The organism is Gloeocapsopsis crepidinum LEGE 06123 (assembly GCF_015207655.1).
In the GTDB taxonomy this organism is placed as follows: Bacteria; Cyanobacteriota; Cyanobacteriia; order Cyanobacteriales; family Chroococcidiopsidaceae; genus Gloeocapsopsis; species Gloeocapsopsis crepidinum.
In genome coordinates this window covers 1-13,056 of the sequence record NZ_JADEWN010000066.1, presented here as the reverse complement: position 1 = coordinate 13,056, position 13,056 = coordinate 1, and the positions used below count along the sequence as shown (strand labels likewise).

The 13,056-nt window shown below is 40.8% G+C and carries 13 protein-coding genes; 4 read left to right on the top strand and 9 right to left on the bottom strand.

What is annotated here, in order from left to right:
* Positions 1–99 precede the first annotated feature (99 nt).
* The 6 genes from IQ230_RS21160 to IQ230_RS21135 all read right to left on the bottom strand — a co-directional run bounded on the left by IQ230_RS21160 (position 100) and on the right by IQ230_RS21135 (position 5,543).
* Positions 100–897, bottom strand: a complete 798-nt coding sequence (locus IQ230_RS21160) for a TIGR03943 family putative permease subunit (protein ID WP_193934226.1) — start codon at positions 895–897, stop codon at positions 100–102.
* 9 nt (positions 898–906) lie between these two features.
* Complete coding sequence (locus IQ230_RS21155) at positions 907–1,932, bottom strand: permease (RefSeq protein ID WP_193934225.1); 1,026 nt, start codon at positions 1,930–1,932, stop codon at positions 907–909.
* A gap of 245 nt (positions 1,933–2,177) precedes the next feature.
* Complete coding sequence (locus tag IQ230_RS21150; protein ID WP_193934224.1) at positions 2,178–2,744, bottom strand: hypothetical protein; 567 nt, start codon at positions 2,742–2,744, stop codon at positions 2,178–2,180.
* Positions 2,745–3,160: 416 nt separating this feature from the next.
* On the bottom strand, positions 3,161–3,658 hold the full coding sequence (locus tag IQ230_RS21145) for a GNAT family N-acetyltransferase (protein ID WP_193934223.1): 498 nt from the start codon (positions 3,656–3,658) through the stop codon (positions 3,161–3,163).
* Positions 3,659–3,666: 8 nt separating this feature from the next.
* Positions 3,667–4,251 carry a ribosome maturation factor RimM gene (gene rimM / locus IQ230_RS21140; protein ID WP_193934222.1) on the bottom strand — a complete coding sequence of 195 codons (585 nt, stop codon included), beginning with the start codon at positions 4,249–4,251 and terminating at the stop codon, positions 3,667–3,669.
* An 8-nt stretch (positions 4,252–4,259) separates the two neighbouring features.
* A complete protein-coding gene (locus tag IQ230_RS21135; RefSeq protein WP_193934221.1) occupies positions 4,260–5,543 on the bottom strand; it encodes a valine--pyruvate transaminase in 1,284 nt (427 codons plus the stop codon).
* A 405-nt stretch (positions 5,544–5,948) separates the two neighbouring features.
* On the opposite strand from IQ230_RS21135, the gene glgP reads away from it, so the two are divergent.
* The 4 genes from glgP to IQ230_RS21115 all read left to right on the top strand — a co-directional run bounded on the left by glgP (position 5,949) and on the right by IQ230_RS21115 (position 10,683).
* A complete protein-coding gene (gene glgP / locus IQ230_RS21130; RefSeq protein WP_193934220.1) occupies positions 5,949–8,162 on the top strand; it encodes an alpha-glucan family phosphorylase in 2,214 nt (737 codons plus the stop codon).
* Between the two features lie 60 nt (positions 8,163–8,222).
* The gene (locus IQ230_RS21125; RefSeq protein ID WP_193934219.1) at positions 8,223–9,062 is read left to right on the top strand and encodes a Tab2/Atab2 family RNA-binding protein; all 840 of its coding nucleotides are present in this window, start codon (positions 8,223–8,225) and stop codon (positions 9,060–9,062) included.
* A 149-nt stretch (positions 9,063–9,211) separates the two neighbouring features.
* Positions 9,212–9,592, top strand: a complete 381-nt coding sequence (locus tag IQ230_RS21120) for a hypothetical protein (RefSeq protein ID WP_193934218.1) — start codon at positions 9,212–9,214, stop codon at positions 9,590–9,592.
* Positions 9,593–9,810: 218 nt separating this feature from the next.
* A complete protein-coding gene (locus tag IQ230_RS21115) occupies positions 9,811–10,683 on the top strand; it encodes an S-methyl-5'-thioadenosine phosphorylase (RefSeq protein ID WP_193934217.1) in 873 nt (290 codons plus the stop codon).
* A gap of 65 nt (positions 10,684–10,748) precedes the next feature.
* Here IQ230_RS21115 and IQ230_RS28105 read toward each other — a convergent pair whose 3' ends face one another.
* From IQ230_RS28105 to IQ230_RS21105, 3 genes are all read right to left on the bottom strand, one after another.
* Positions 10,749–11,210 carry a tyrosine-type recombinase/integrase gene (locus IQ230_RS28105; RefSeq protein ID WP_439566267.1) on the bottom strand — a complete coding sequence of 154 codons (462 nt, stop codon included), beginning with the start codon at positions 11,208–11,210 and terminating at the stop codon, positions 10,749–10,751.
* On the bottom strand, positions 11,182–11,703 hold the full coding sequence (locus IQ230_RS28100; protein ID WP_439566266.1) for a phage integrase N-terminal SAM-like domain-containing protein: 522 nt from the start codon (positions 11,701–11,703) through the stop codon (positions 11,182–11,184). The genes IQ230_RS28105 and IQ230_RS28100 overlap by 29 nt, the downstream gene beginning before the upstream one ends.
* Positions 11,704–11,963: 260 nt before the next feature.
* On the bottom strand, positions 11,964–12,686 hold the full coding sequence (locus IQ230_RS21105) for a GNAT family N-acetyltransferase (protein WP_322742518.1): 723 nt from the start codon (positions 12,684–12,686) through the stop codon (positions 11,964–11,966).
* Between the last annotated feature and the right edge of the window lie 370 nt (positions 12,687–13,056).

Genomic DNA, 13,056 nt, shown 5'->3' with positions numbered 1-13,056 from the left:
CAGAGGTCAGGTTGAAGAAGCACAGGAAAATACTCTTTCGATATATTCAAAATTCAAAACTCATAACTCATAACTCATAACTAGTGACTAGCTGCTTCACTAATATTCATAAGGGTTTTCTGGTTCAGCAATTTGTGTCAGTGAAGTTGCTTGAATTGTTAACTGACGTTTACCTGCTAGAGTATCAGTCATCATTGTCCCTTCAATTTCTAACCAAGTATCTGGTGGATAAGCTTGGCGAGATGAACTTAATTTCACTGGTAAACCTACAGGATAAGCATCAGCAGCACAGCAGGTAATTACAAACCGCGATATCAAAATGTATTCTGGTGGCAATTCTGGAGGATGAATCACAAAGCCTTGTACTTTAGCGCTTTGTCCAGTATATGCATCTGGTTCAGGATAAACATTTAAAGTTCGTACCCAATCTAACAGCGATCGCTCTTCAGGATTACGTGCACTCCGGAAAGCTTGCGGTTGCGCCCTTGTTGCACCTAAAGAATCTGTGACGCCCCGATCGAGTGCAGTTTGACTTGCAAAAACGCGAGGTGTAAATGTCATACCAATAATTGCCGTAACTAATAATAAACTGCTACTTATTCCAGGAGGAAATAAAGTGACGTGCTGTGTTGCTGTACCACTATTACGGCGTCGTCGCAACAGTTCCCAGGCTTTACTAGCTGCAATAATAATTAATCCAATACCACCGGAAATGACTAGCCAAAAATAATCAGGATGAATCAGTAAATTCAGCTTACCTGTCAGCCAATACCTCAGCATTAAAATGCCCCAAGCACCGATTGCCAATACATCGAGCCAAGTAAAAAGCCAAGCTCTAGTTTTAGATTGATTAGGGCTTAATTTTGCTTGCTTGCGCTTGGATTTGCTGCCAATCATGATAAGCAATTAAATAATTTGCAAATTAATAAACAAAGTAAATAAAAATGTTAGTTGTGCAGCTAAAGCAAATAAATAAATAATAGCTTTAGGCTTAAAAATTGAGAGCATTAGACCAATTGCTTTTAAATCAATCATTGGTCCAAATATTAAAAATGCTAGAAGCGAACCGCTAGTAAATGTTGCAGAAAAAGACAGTGCAAAAAAAGAATCAACTGTAGAACAAATTGAGACAACAGCTGCCAAGATCATCATGGCAATAATTGATGTCACTGGACCATAGCCTAGACTTAAAATCACTTCGCGCGGTACAGCAACTTGAATAAAAGCAGCGATCGCACTTCCAAATACTAAAACTGCACCCAATTCACGTAATTCTTGGATAGTATTGTCTACTAATAACCGCAGGCGGTCAGATAAAGGCTTATTTGGAGCTGTAGCTGCTAAACTTGCCTGGAGTACAGTAGCATCCATGCGCACCATTTGACCAGGTTGATTCAGTAAAAATGTTCCAGATTGCAATAGTGGTGATGTTGGCGTAGCTTTTTTTAATTCTTGCTTGGGGACAAAGTTATATTCCCAACTTTTAGCGATCGCTGGTTGTAACAAAGGCTTGAGATCTTTTTGAACGCTAAACACCCAGCCTACAATAGTAGCAATGACGAGTGATAGCAAAATTCGCAGTACAACAATTTCTGGTTGATCGCGAAATGCTGTCCAAGTTGCCCAAATAACGATCGGATTAACAGTAGGCGCAGCTAATAAAAACCCAATAGCAACTGGTGTAGGTACTCCCTGCATTAACAATCGCCGTGCAACTGGCACATTACCACATTCGCATACAGGAAACAAAAAACCTATCATACTACCAACTAAAGCCCCCAGTAACGGGTTTTTAGGAAGTTTGGTAATTAACTGTTGCTCATCAATAAACAACAACAAGACACTAGATAACAACACCCCTAATAGCAAAAAAGGCATTGCTTCTACTAGCAGACTTAAAAATAGAGTAAAGGCGTTGTTGAATTGACTCATGCTTCTGGCTGTGACGATCGACGATCTACAAGCGGCTGCTAAGCCATTCTATAAGAAGACTGGAAGAATATAGTAGTTCAACCTCAAAGAAATTTCCCCTCATCACGAAACAGACACGCAAAATCTTACATGACGCAAGAACTGGCTTACAGTTCCACATGCTCTTAACATCTAGCTTCGAGTTTCGTTTGGTATAATTTTGTTCTACATAGTCCTGAACTGAGTTAAACCCATGTCATTTTAAATTATTTATTTGGATTCGATTTTACAGGTATGCCAATATTGATCTGATCGTATAAAGTAAAAACATCTTGTCCAGATGCTTCTGAAATTTCACGAAAGCCATTAAAATAAAATTTGTTCCAAAAGCTGATCCATATTGTTTCTAGTGACTTTTCTATTTTTGAAACAATCATTTGTCTTATTAATGACTGTTGCCAAGTTATATTATGTTGCAGATCTACTCTTTTAAAGTTACCTTTGAGTTTGTTCTGGGGTACTTTCATACTTGTTGCTGAAGAATTAAACTGCAACTTACTCACCTGATAGTCACTACGTTGTTCTTGTAGTTTAGCCAGTAAGCGGGCATTCCGCAATTTGGCTCTTAAAGAATTATTTGCCACAAATTCTTCAGGTGGTAAATATAAGGATGCGGCTCCTAAAGGCGGTACTTCAGGCTCTAAAATTACTATTAATTTAATCCGATTTTTGGCAACCATAGCACTTGCTTGTTGCTGTAAGTGCAATAAAGACGTTGCTATTCCAAAATACACTAGAATTAAGCTGTGCAAGAAAATTTTATAATTCATCATTAAATATGTTTTTGAATTGACATCTGAAAAAGGTAATTTCTACACTTTTAGATTTATCAGTTTTGTTGACTATAAAAAACGAAAAAACAGTTATAGAATACGAACAGTGTTTTGCAGGACTAAGATATTTTTAAGTTTTTGTAGCACATTCTTCAGTAAAACTACTGAATATAAAACCATAAAATCACAAAATAAACCAGAGTAGAATCACTGAACTACAGCATAGGTAAGTCAACAGAATTAATTGTGAGATAGAGTCAAGCATGAAAGTAAGTATTTGGCTTACCTCACAGAAAATATTGAAGTTGGTTAACTATTTTATAAAAACTCAGTAAATATACTCAAAGAGCTGAAAAGTATTAACGTGAGATTCAAATCACGAGTACTGCATCAAAGTAAATTCTCACTGACCATCATCACTCTGCAATCTTATAAGCTGCAATAATCAACCCGTATTTTTTGCCATCAAGAACTGCAATTTCTGGCAGGTGTCCCTGTTGCTGAAAACCAAGTTTCTCAAACATGCGACAACTTGCATTATTATGATCGAAGTACATTGCTAGCAACGTCTTTACGTTTAAGCTAGGGCAATGTTCAATCATACGACGAACTAGCATTGTGCCGTAGCCTTTGCCTTGATGCTGTGGTGCGATGTAAATACTGATTTCCGCAGTTGCATTATAAGCTGGGCGTCCTCCATAAAACGATGTTAGACCAATCCATGCAATCACTTTTTGTTCGCTTTCTAGCACCCATAGAGGACGCGATTCTGCATTATGTTTAGCAAACCAATCTAAACGACTCTCAACACTGATAGGTTCAGTATCTGCAGTTGCTGTGCGAGTGGGAATCGATGCGTTATAGATCCAAATAATCTCTGGTAAGTCTGAAATAAACGCATCTCGAATCTTCATACTCTATCTTAAATTTCCATCAAACCAGGCGGTGGTGTAATCTCTACGCAACGCGCTTGTAAATCAACAACAGGAACGATTTCTCTAACAAAAGGAATTAAGACTGTCTTAGAGTTTTGAGTTGAAGTATATTCTTGGTCTAACTTCACTACTAATAAATCATTCCCTGCAGCAATCACATCAACTACAGCACCAATCTTTTCTCCAGATTCCTGCACAATGACTGCCAAGCCAACCAAGTCTAAAACATGATATTCATCTTCACCTAATACAGGGCGATCGCTCGCAGGAACCAACAACTTACACCCCCGCAAAGCGTCCGCCTGATTGCGATCGTCTACTCCCGACAATTCCACGACATAGAGATTTTTACCAGCTAGATACCGCCCACTCAACAATTCAATTCTTCGTGGTTCCTCATCTCCAGCACACAACAGCCACCGCGTTCCTGGTTGCTCAAATCTTTCCGGAAAATCAGTGTTAGGATATACCCGCACCTCACCATTTAATCCCTGAGGTCCAACAATCTTCCCAATTTCCAACCACCCTGAATCTTCTTGTTCTAACTTCTTTGTGTCTTCGTGGTTCGTCATCAACTCTATCAAGCACTCACAGCTGCACGTTGATAAACCTGTTCAGTCACCTTTGCCAAACGCTGCATCCCTGTTGCAATCTCCGCATCACTTGCTGTTAGACTAATGCGCAAACACTGCTGCTTATGTAACCAACTTTCGCGTAAACCAGGGAAGAAAGTACTACCAGGAACAACAATCACACCAACTTGCTTTAACTGTTGATACAACTCCCAGTCAGTAATTGGTAAATCTTTTAGCCACAACCAAGCAAAAATTGCTCCCTCTCCGCGATGTAAAAACCACGGCAAATCCTGCGGCATTGCAGCGTTGAGCGTGTTTTCTAGGACAGTAAACTTATTCTGGTAAAAAGGTCTAATCACTCGTTCAGCAATCTCTGCCAGCGCCCCAGAGTTGATTGCCTGTGCAGCGATCGCTTGTCCATACCGCGACGGGTGAATACACATATTTGTTTGGAAAGACTCTAGCACCTGAATCAACTTAGCATCACCAATTGCCACCCCAATCCGTTCTCCTGGCAATCCTGCTTTTGATAAACTCATACAATGCAGAATATTACTGCCAAACACTGGCGTCATTTCCGTAAAATTCAACGCCGGAAACGGTGGTGCATACGCCGAATCAATAAATACTGGTACATCATAGGGTGCAGCCAAAGCCGCAATTTTTCTCACTTCTTCATCCGTCATCACATTTCCGGTAGGATTACACGGACGCGAGAAAATGACACAACCAGTATTTTCGGTTATTGTCAATTGACTAAAATCAGGGCGATATTTGAATCGGTGTGCCGATACATCAATATCTAAAGTCGGCTTATAAGCGATTAATGCTTCTGGAACTAAACTAACACCGCCGTAACCTGTGTAATCCGGACTCAGCGGTAAAACGATTTGCTTTAAATCTCCACCACTAGAGTAACCGCCAAAAGCATTTGCCGCATAGAAGTACAGTGTTTGGCTTCCAGGAGTGATAAGGATATTACGATCGCTCAATTTCAAGTTGTAACGTCGATTAAAATCATTGGCGATCGCCTTAATTAACGGTCCATATCCTTGACTTGAACCATAACGACAAACCACCTCACCGTACTCGTCACTTGCTAAAAGTTCTGCTGTACAGTCTCGCCACAGTTGTTCTACCTCAGGTAAAATCAACGGATTACCTGCACTCAAGTTGATAAATTCTCGACCTGCTCCAGCTTGTAGCGTTTCAACAATATCCTTCATAATTGCCCTGACGCCTGTCAGGTTGGACATTTGGTCGCCAATTTGAGTCAGGGCAGGGTTCATAAGTCGTCATTTGTCGATTAGTGGACAATTTAATAACGGCAAGTGTTTTATTAATTACTTGTACTCGCCAATTTAACTAATTTAATCTAGATGTACACTTTTGCAGCGCTAGACGTTGATCTTACTGCGAATAGCAACAGCAAGCCGGCACTTTTAAAATAGCTTAACTCTTAATTTATACATAAAATTTTACAAATGGAAAGATTTTGCAGATAAAGCAAAAATATATTTGCATAAAAAGCGTGTAAAGTTGCCCACGCTGCACCCTATTGTAGAATATGCTAGCTAGCAGGAAACCAGTTGTTTTTCAGAAGCTTAATCCAAGAACGCTAATATCCCTGAGAAACAGCGAATGATGTGGCATGGTTTCAACCGACGAGAATCAAGCATAACTTCTAGAACTCTATGACGAATAACGGTGCATTGACCCCTGCGCAACAGCTTAGTAAAAAGTTACCTCAGGCACTGCAAAGATTAGCAGACTTAGCATACAACTACTGGTGGAGTTGGACAACTGAGAGAGTCTCTTTATTTCGCAACATCGATCCCGAACAATGGGAAAACTGCGGACACAACCCCGCAGCCATCTTAGAATCTGCCTCCTACGAACGCCTTACCCAACTTGCAGAAGATCCTTTCTACATCAAGCAACTGCAATCTTTAGTGGCAGAATTTGACCAATACATGGCGCTACAAGATACATGGGTAAGTCGAGTTGCACCACAAACTTCACAAGAACATCCGATTGCATATTTCTGTGCCGAATTTGGAATTCACGAATCCTTACCGATTTACTCTGGTGGTTTAGGAATTCTCGCTGGGGATCACCTCAAGTCTGCTTCCGACTTAGGAGTACCTATGGTTGGGATTGGCTTACTGTATCGCCAAGGATATTTCCGTCAACGCTTAAATCGGAGTGGTTGGCAAGAAGATTACTACGTTGACAATCCTTTTTCTAAAATGCCTTTGGAGTTAATCAAAAACGACCAAGGCGAACCCCTCACAATCGAACTAGAAGTTCGCCAGCGCTGCGTCAGAGTCCAAATTTGGCGTACTCAAGTTGGGCGAGTCAGTCTTTACTTGCTAGATAGCGATCGCGAAGACAACGATCCCATTGACCGTTGGTTAACAGGACACCTTTATGGTGGCAACCAAGACACGCGAATTGCCCAAGAAGTTGTTTTAGGAATTGGTGGCGTCCGCGCCCTCACAGCACTGGGGATCGCGCCTTCAGTGTATCACCTCAACGAAGGTCATGCGGCATTTTGCACCCTAGAAGTAGCGCGACAAGAAATGGAACGCACAGGTAAATCGTTCTACGATGTCGAAGCAAGCATCCGCAATCGCTGTGTTTTCACCACACACACCCCAGTTCCCGCAGGTCACGATGTCTTCTCTGGAGACTTAATGGACTCCTACTTTGCTCACTACTGGGTGCAAATGAAACTGTCTCGTGAGCAATTTATGGCTTTAGGTGCTAGACGCCTCGGCGATCCTTGGGAACCTTTTGGCATGACAGTATTGGCATTGCGGATGTGTCGTGCAGCAAATGGTGTGAGCGAACTCCACGGTCATGTTTCGCGGAAGATGTGGACAATTTTGTATCCCGATCGTTCCGAAGACAAAGTTCCTATAGGTCACATTACAAACGGAGTTCATGCACCCACTTGGACTGCACCCCTCATGGCAGATTTGTATACCAAGTATTTGGGTGAAGATTGGAAAACCCGCGTTATTCATCCAGAAATGTGGGCAAAAGTCGATGAAATCCCCGATGAGGAATTATGGTGGCGACACCATGTTCTCAAAGAAAGATTAATCGCGCACACGCGCTTTCGAGTCAAGAAAGCGCGAGAACAACGTGGCGAAAGCTACGAACACATTCAAGCAACAGAAACACTATTAGATCCCCATGTACTCACTATCGGATTTGCTAGACGCTTTAGTCCTTACAAGCGTGGCGATCTAATATTGCGCGATGCGCAGCGGGCAATCAAGATTTTTGGTAACGCCGAACGTCCTATCCAAATTGTCTTTGCAGGTAAAGCACACCCTGCTGATGAAGAAGGCAAGCGTATCATTCAACGAATTATGGAATGGTGTCGCCACAACGCAATTCAAAACCGAGTTGCGTTAATTGAAGACTATGACATCTACACTGGTCAAAAACTTGTCCAAGGTGTTGATGTGTGGCTAAATAACCCTCGTCGTCCTTTAGAAGCATCAGGTACAAGCGGGCAAAAAGTCTGCTTTAACGGTGGAATTAATTGCAGTGTTTTAGATGGTTGGTGGTGTGAAGGCTATCAAACTGGACCTGATGGTAAAGGATTAAATGGCTGGGCGATCGGCGAAGATGCACATACAAGCGACCAGGAAGTGCAAGATCGGATTGATTCTCAATCACTGTATCAGTTGCTAGAAGAAGAAATCGCCCCACTGTATTACGATCGCGATGCCGATGGTATTCCTCGACGGTGGATTCAAATGATGAAAGCATCGATTAAAACGAATGCGCCATTATTTAACACTGATCGCATGATCTCGGACTATGTATCGCAAGTCTATGTCCCAGAAATTGCTACCAGTGTAGTACCAATTCTTGCTAAGGTTATCGTATAGGTCAGCTTTTAGCAGTTAGCTTTTCTTCGTACAATTTGGGTAGGTACGTCATGATAGCTAATGGCTCAAATTATTTGGCAGGCTGATTTTTATCGCCGTCCGTTACAGGATGCAGGTGGACAAGCATTGTGGGAGTTACTCGTTTGTGACTTGACTCGCACAATTGAATTTGTCGCCCTGTGTCCCCAGTCGCAAGCCAATGCACAGTGGCTGGTAAAACAATTGCAGCTTGTTGCAGATAAATTGCCAGATACAATCCAGGTTTTTCGTCCGCAGTCACTCAGTTTGATTACCGCTGCTGGAGAAAAACTCGGAATTACTGTAGAAGCAACTCGACGAACGAATGCTTTAAAGCAATGGTTGCAAGAGCGATCGCCTCTTTACCGCAACATGGATAATTACACAGGAGAAGCCTACGATCTCTTAGCACTTGAAAAACCACCACCAACACCACTACCCGAAAAACTGTGGGGCGAACAGTGGCGTTTCGCTGCACTTAGTGCCAAGGACGTAGAAGAAGCGTTTCAAGAACGTCCTATCCCAATTTTGGATATGCCACCAGCATTAATGCCCTTACAGTTAGGATTAGCTTCTAATACCAGTATTCCAGGTGTCATTATTTATGGTGGAAGACAATCGATGAGGTTAGCTCGTTGGTTACAAGAGGCAAATCCTGTAACGCTAAACTATATTGCTGGTACTCCTGATGGATTAGTGCTAGAAGCAGGTTTAGTAGACCGCTGGATTGTGGCAACTTTTGAAGATCAAGAAGTTTCTGCATCTGCTCAAATTTATGAACAGCGTAAGCAGCAGCAAAGCAAAGGATTGCATTTTTTACTCGTGCAGCCTGATAATTCTGATGTAACGTTTAGTGGTTTTTGGCTATTACGCCAAGATTGAACTTAGTGGAAAAAAAGTGCATAGATATTTCAGTTATTAAGTATTAATAACTCTGATTAATGGGCTTAAGACTGAAGATAGATGCAGTAAAATAAGCTGAGTTTTAGCATAATAAACTACATAAACATAAGTTTTTTGAGGCAAAATTCATGGAAAATGAAGCACGCTCTAAAGAAAAAGTTACAAGAAATGAAGAGTTAGAAACCTCTACAGCAGATCGCGGTATTATTCCAGCTGAAGTAGCAGCACGCATGGATCGCGAAGGTAGTGATTATCGAGATACTGCCGATGAACAAGCTGACCCTGAAAGCATTGATGTTACAGGGGGAGCAACGGTAGACCAAGAAGGTTTAGCTAACAACTACGCTGTTGAACCCGAAATGTATTACGATACCCCAGGTGATGCTAGTCAAGAAGCAGAACAAGATAAAGCTCATCGCGCACAAGAACTAGCTGAAGCCAATGAAGATAAGCAGGGTGAACTAACAATGGAAGATGATACTCGTGGTAGAGGACCAGGAGCAGTTTAAACAAAAGTTACAAAAACTAGTTAGTAGAACCGCTTACAAGATTCCAACGCAAGAATCTTGAGCGGTTTTTTGTTGTGAAAACTAGAGCCATTAGCGCTAATAGCTATGTAAATATTGTGAGTAACTTTAACATATTTTATGTTGTATTTTTTTGTGCGTTTTTATTGCTTATTTCTCGGTAAAATAGCTTGAAAATTACAGTAATACATTAATTTAAAATGGCTCAAGCTCAAATAGGAATCATTGGTGGTAGCGGTTTATATAAGATGGATGCGCTTAAAGATATTGAAGAAGTACAAATATCTACACCGTTTGGTTCGCCTTCGGATGCAGTGATATTAGGAACTTTGGAAGAAACAAGAGTTGCTTTTTTAGCACGTCACGGTCGCAATCATACTTTACTGCCATCAGAACTCCCTTTCCGTGCCAATATTTATGCAATGAAGCAGTTGGGAGTTGAGTATTTGATTTCCGCTTCTGCTGTTGGTTCGTTAAAAGAGGAAGTAAAGCCGCTTGATATGGTAGTACCGGATCAATTTATTGACCGGACAAAAAATCGAATTTCAACATTTTTTGGCGAAGGAGTTGTGGCGCATATTGCGTTTGGCGATCCTGTTTGCCATCAACTGGCAGGAATTTTAGCAGAAGCGATCGCAACTCTTAACTTACCCGATGTCACACTACATCGTGGCGGAACCTATGTATGCATGGAGGGTCCCGCATTTTCGACTAAAGCCGAATCGCATCTTTACCGTAGCTGGGGCGCTACTATCATTGGCATGACAAATTTACCCGAAGCCAAATTAGCACGCGAAGCAGAAATCGCCTACGCAACATTAGCCCTCGTGACCGATTACGACTGTTGGCATCCAGACCATGACAGCGTTACGGTGGAAATGGTGATTGCTAACTTGCAACGCAACGCAACAAATGCCCAAAAAGTCATTCAAGAAACAGTACGCCGCTTAAGTCAGAATCCACCGCAATCAGAAGCACATTCCGCATTAAAATATGCAATTTTGACTCGACTCGATCAAGCACCTGCGGCGACAAAAGAGAAATTGCACTTGTTATTGCAGAAATATTTGTAAAACGTGAAGCGCAAAATTTTTACTGAGTAGGAAACTTCAGTTGTTCATAAACGCCAACCAACTCTTTACAAATCAAGTGGGCTACGAACAGCCTTACCACCACGGTTAAGTACATGGGTATAAATCATCGTTGTTTTGACATCCTTATGTCCAAGTAATTCCTGTACCGTGCGGATATCGTAGCCGTTTTGGAGTAAGTGGGTAGCAAAACTATGTCGAAATGTATGACAACCCACCTTTTTTTGAATACCTGCTTGACGAACTGCTTTTTTGAGGGCTTTTTGTAAACTACTCTCGTGTAAATGATGGCGGTGAACTTCTCCACTACGCGGGTCTCTAGAGATGCTACCAGAAGGAAAAACAAACTGCCAAATCCAATCGTACTTCGCTCTGGGATATTTTCTTTCTAATGCAAAAGGTAAATAAACCGAACCATAGCCTTTTTGTAAATCTTGTTGATGTAAAATTTTTACGCTTTGTAAATGAATTTTTAATTCTTCAGCTATACTTTGTGACTCGACTTTCATTACCTTTTGTATCGCGTACTGTAATTTGATTTTGACCAAAATCAATATCTTTAACTCTTAGGCTCAATCCTTCATTTAATCGTAGCCCTGTACCGTAAAGTAATTTAATTAAAAGTTGATGTACACCCGATAAGTGTTGGATAGTTGCGAAAACTTCATCTTTTGTCAGAACTATTGGTAAATATTTGGATTTCTTTGCACGTACTGCATCAATCTTTAAATCTAAATCCTGTTTTAATACTTCTCGATATAAAAATAAAATAGAATGAAGTGCTTGATTTTGTGTTGATGCCGCCACATTTTCATGAACCGCCAGATGCGTTAAAAATGCTTCAATTTCAGCACTTCCCATATCCTTCGGATGGCGTTTATTATGAAAAAGGATGTAGCGTCTAATCCAGTAAATATAAGTTTTTTCTGTTTGGTAAGAATAGTGCTTAAGACGGATCGCGTCTTGTACTTGTTCAAGCAGCTTTTTCGGACGTTGTTCCATAGGATGTTATACAGAAAATTCCGTTTAAGACTCCTGATCAGGATGTTATCTGGAAAAATTCTGCATAACACCAAGGGATATACGGAAAACTTCTATATAATCCTCTCGGGAAGGGTATTTATACGGAAGAATTCGGTATAACTCCCGAACAGGGATGTAAAAAAGAAATTTTCCATATATTCACACAGGAGTTAGCTGTAATGCTTGACATATCTCGAGCAAGAAAAAGATTATATGGAAAGTTTCCGTATAATAAATAGTTAGATGGAATTCCTAATAATTCTTGAATTACTAAGTATATAAAATTCCTCTTGACTTCCTTGTATTTTCTTTTCCATTTTCTCAAATTCTAGGTCGAATTCCTCTGCCTTTTTTTCATCGATTTTATAAACATCGCTGTCTTTATAAATCCATCTTTCGCCTTTTAGTGAGCCTTCGATAAGTTCTTTTGCCAACATTGCGCTTGGATATATTTCGTCCTCTAAGGATATATCAAATCTACTACTACTCTTAAACCCTAAGTTTACATAATTACTTGGATTCCCGAAGATTACTATCGCTTCACATTTTAGTTCTTTTGCCTTCATAAATGAATGTTCAATCAGCCTTTTCCCAAAGCCTCTTCTTTGATACTCAGGAAGAATACTGACGGGACCGAATGTCGAAATAAGCTTTTCTCTTCCGTTTCCACTTACTAATTTCGCTTTCGTATACATAATGTTGCCGATTATTTTTTTATCTTTTTCAATCACATAATCCAATTCAGGAATGAAGTCCTTATGTTTTCTCATTACATGAACCAAATAATGCTCCTTACAGCCGGGAACATAAATATTCCAGAATGCCTTCCTTGTTAATTCTTCTACAATTTTGTAGTCTTCGATTTTTTCATTGCGAATAACGTAATCCATATATTCTCCTAGTGCCGAAAGCCTCCATCTAACGGTGAAGTTGTGCGGCGGCAGATAACCTTGAACTCCCACCAATAACCTCTGTACCGTCCGCACCAACGCAGTGTTGGGCTGCGCTGCTACAAGACGCTAACTGAGTAGGCACGAACTGCCGCATCTACTGTCGCAATGGTCAAACCGTTTTGTAATGCTTGACAGATGAGCATTCTGTCAAACGGATCACGATGCAATGGTGGCAGTTTAGCCAGTTGAATTACACTGCTTTCATCAAGACCAAGACTGGCAATTTGATGAAGGTTACGTTGTTTAGGTAAATACAGCCTATTGCAAGTTTATGAGGTACAGTAAGAGGAGTACACAAATGAAGTCTAATGAAACCGTACTCGCTCGACTTGCGAGAAAAAATAGTTAAGGCATACACACAAGGTGACACCTCAATCAG

Coding starts and splice junctions, on each gene's coding strand:
- IQ230_RS21150 (WP_193934224.1), bottom strand. CDS start 2,744: ATGATGAATTATAAAATTTTCTTGCACAGCTTAATTCTAGTGTATTTT.
- IQ230_RS21160 (WP_193934226.1), bottom strand. CDS start 897: ATGATTGGCAGCAAATCCAAGCGCAAGCAAGCAAAATTAAGCCCTAAT.
- glgP (WP_193934220.1), top strand. CDS start 5,949: ATGACGAATAACGGTGCATTGACCCCTGCGCAACAGCTTAGTAAAAAG.
- IQ230_RS21115 (WP_193934217.1), top strand. CDS start 9,811: ATGGCTCAAGCTCAAATAGGAATCATTGGTGGTAGCGGTTTATATAAG.
- IQ230_RS21120 (WP_193934218.1), top strand. CDS start 9,212: ATGGAAAATGAAGCACGCTCTAAAGAAAAAGTTACAAGAAATGAAGAG.
- IQ230_RS28105 (WP_439566267.1), bottom strand. CDS start 11,210: ATGAAAGTCGAGTCACAAAGTATAGCTGAAGAATTAAAAATTCATTTA.
- IQ230_RS21135 (WP_193934221.1), bottom strand. CDS start 5,543: ATGAACCCTGCCCTGACTCAAATTGGCGACCAAATGTCCAACCTGACA.
- IQ230_RS28100 (WP_439566266.1), bottom strand. CDS start 11,703: ATGGAACAACGTCCGAAAAAGCTGCTTGAACAAGTACAAGACGCGATC.
- IQ230_RS21155 (WP_193934225.1), bottom strand. CDS start 1,932: ATGAGTCAATTCAACAACGCCTTTACTCTATTTTTAAGTCTGCTAGTA.
- IQ230_RS21145 (WP_193934223.1), bottom strand. CDS start 3,658: ATGAAGATTCGAGATGCGTTTATTTCAGACTTACCAGAGATTATTTGG.
- IQ230_RS21125 (WP_193934219.1), top strand. CDS start 8,223: ATGGCTCAAATTATTTGGCAGGCTGATTTTTATCGCCGTCCGTTACAG.
- rimM (WP_193934222.1), bottom strand. CDS start 4,251: ATGACGAACCACGAAGACACAAAGAAGTTAGAACAAGAAGATTCAGGG.